Annotated in this window: 3 protein-coding genes; 2 read left to right on the top strand and 1 reads right to left on the bottom strand. The window is 37.2% G+C overall.

From position 1 onward, the window contains the following. Nucleotides 1-265 precede the first annotated feature (265 nt). The gene (locus tag AAY72_RS03205; RefSeq protein WP_057785557.1) at nucleotides 266-1456 is read left to right on the top strand and encodes a hypothetical protein; all 1191 of its coding nucleotides are present in this window, start codon (nucleotides 266-268) and stop codon (nucleotides 1454-1456) included. Here AAY72_RS03205 and AAY72_RS03200 read toward each other — a convergent pair. After that, the gene (locus tag AAY72_RS03200) at nucleotides 1446-2156 is read right to left on the bottom strand and encodes a hypothetical protein (RefSeq protein WP_057785556.1); all 711 of its coding nucleotides are present in this window, start codon (nucleotides 2154-2156) and stop codon (nucleotides 1446-1448) included. The two genes, AAY72_RS03205 and AAY72_RS03200, sit on opposite strands and share 11 nt — an antisense overlap. Before the next feature lie 95 nt (nucleotides 2157-2251). Between AAY72_RS03200 and AAY72_RS16645 the strand changes: the two genes are divergently transcribed. Beyond that, nucleotides 2252-2449: a hypothetical protein gene (locus AAY72_RS16645; RefSeq protein WP_156411270.1), complete on the top strand. Its 198-nt coding sequence runs from the start codon at nucleotides 2252-2254 to the stop codon at nucleotides 2447-2449. The last annotated feature ends 5 nt before the right edge of the window (nucleotides 2450-2454 follow it).

Genomic DNA, 2454 nt, shown 5'->3' with positions numbered 1-2454 from the left:
CCTTACCATTTTCTTTTTACGTGTCATGACTACTCCGACAAACAGTTAAAAAACTGTTATGCCAAAGCTCGTAAAACGAAGGAAGAACAAACTGGCCGGACGATACCGAAACAGGTGGCCGGATAAGGCCGAAATCAGTGGCCGGATGATACCGAAATGGGTGGCCGACTCATGCCGAAATCGCTGGCCGGATCATCCCGAAATACGCAACGTTACAGAACAACAGAAAAATTGGTATCGGATTTAATTAATCAGGTAAATTCTTATGGGTATTAAGCTATACCATCAATGTGGTCACAATGCTAAATGGAATCGAGATTCATTCGAAAAGGATAAAGTTGGCGAAGGACTTATTCTAAGCCCTGTTCATCAAGATAGAAATAACATCGTTGATTTACCTGTGGCGTTGAAGAATAAGTCAATATTTGACCCTCAGTTTTACTTACCAAACTCCTTAAAGCCCAAGTTTAAGACTTATGACTTTTTTCCAAATACTATCATTGGAGAACAGGGGTTTAGTACTATCGATTTCAGTTCAGTGGCGATTGAATCGGCAAACCGTTGTGTGGGTTTTCAATTAGAACAACGGTTTGAAAAAGTTATAATCCCTGCTCGGTTTTTTGAGCAACTAAATAGCCGTTATACAGAACAGCAAGCAGACTTATTTGTTGTTCCTTTCTTGAAGGCTCTTCGGTCAAAAGGCGTTATTGGGTCTAAGGATATATACCTTACAGTTCCGCTTACTTCATCAATGGTGAGTTCTAAAGAATATATTGAAAATATTCTTAACTGGATTACAAGCTATCCAGAGATTGATGGTATTTACTTCATCTGCCAACATGACAGAAAGTCAAAGCAGATTAAAGAAGCTGGTTTCCTGATTGAATTTATGAAAGTTATTAAATCAACTTATGATGCTGATTTAAAAGTTCTTGTTGGTTACACAAATACTGAAGGAATGATGTATACCGTATGTGGCGAAATTGACCTAACTATAGGTGCTTTTGAGAATACCCGGATCTTCTCTCTTGACAAGTTTCTTGTAAGTGATGAGGAGAAAAGAGGACCTAAAGCTAGGATTTATTTGCCCAAACTTTTGAACTGGATTCGCTTTGAAGAAGCCAAGTTGATTAGAGATGCTGTGCCTGAGATATGGCAAAAAATATACACGCCAACAAATTATTCAGAAGAGGCATTCGAGCTTACCAAGGAACCTACTTTCCAAACTCCAGCACTATATAAGCATTATTTTAAAGCCTATGCAGAACAGATAAAGGTTTTATCTCAAGTGGGTAAAAACACTCGATTCGATATTTTAGATTTGTGGATATCAGAAGCCAAACATAACCATTCTCTCTTAAGTCAAATTCCATTTAACTTAGACAATCACGGTAATGGCGAGCATTTAGACCATTGGTCAAATGCTTTAAATTTGTTTAAAAAAGCTAATCCTTAAGGATTAGCCTTTTTGCAAGTAATGTATTCGCTTTCCAAAAGGCAATACTTGATCTAGCAGTTTCAGTTGTGGGTTCATGATAGACGTCATAAGTCCCATCAGTTGAAAATGTGGCTAATCCAATATTAAACTTTTCGAATTCTGCAAGATTCGAGATCGCTGCATTTGCTTGACTTCTATCTAAAAGTACCCAAGACTCGTTAGCAAAAGTTTTGTATCTTGACGCTTGAATCAATGCCTTTTTCCAGTCTCTCAGCTTTGCTTCAAATGCTACAATATTCGATGTTAATGTTCTAGGTTGCTTAATTTTTACAAATTGAGCGTCTGGTTTTCTAACGCAAAATCCCGCATTGACGAATTCATCTAACGCCTTTTTTGCTGAACTTAGAGAAACTCCTGATATCGTCCGAATAAAGTTAATGTCAAAAGATTTTCGATACGGAAGAGTTTTAAGCGTATAGGCCCAGTCAGGTGATATTTGAGAAAGATCCACCACTGATTCACCTAGTCGATGCTTAAATAGAACCGCGTCGGCTATGCCATAACCACAATCAAATTCTCGCTCAAGGGTATACTGATTACTTAAAAATACCGTCATCAAGTCTTCAAATTTGTTAACCAGATCAAACTCTGTGTCAAAAGCTTCAGATTGATAGACGGGAATGGTTGCGTAACTCCTTGATAGTAAAGAAATATCCATACGATAAATACTGTTGGTATAATTTAATTTGATTATAGTGTATCTATATAGTGGATTCTACAATAAAGGGATCAGTTGCAACGGGAGCAAGACATATGCTGGGTGGCGTTAAGTTGCCAATAAATGCCTTTTTTGCAAAAAACACTAAAGGTAGAGATTTTTTTGTCGGTGATGTTCATGGCCGAAATGACCTGCTGTCAAAATGCTTAACTTGTGTAAATTTTAACAAATCTACAGATCGAATTTTTTCAGTAGGTGATTTATCTGATAGAGGGAAGGGTAATCATCCCTAAAAATA

Origin of the sequence: Alishewanella sp. WH16-1, assembly GCF_001441695.1 — a bacterium.
GTDB classification, from domain to species: Bacteria; Pseudomonadota; Gammaproteobacteria; order Enterobacterales; family Alteromonadaceae; genus Alishewanella; species Alishewanella agri.
The sequence above is the reverse complement of the archived record's forward strand: the minus strand, read 5'-3'. Positions and strand labels throughout refer to the sequence as shown.

Excerpts from the sequence above, each read along its gene's own strand:
- AAY72_RS16645 (WP_156411270.1), top strand. The coding sequence starts at position 2,252 with ATGCTGGGTGGCGTTAAGTTGCCAATAAATGCCTTTTTTGCAAAAAAC.
- AAY72_RS03200 (WP_057785556.1), bottom strand. The coding sequence starts at position 2,156 with ATGGATATTTCTTTACTATCAAGGAGTTACGCAACCATTCCCGTCTAT.
- AAY72_RS03205 (WP_057785557.1), top strand. The coding sequence starts at position 266 with ATGGGTATTAAGCTATACCATCAATGTGGTCACAATGCTAAATGGAAT.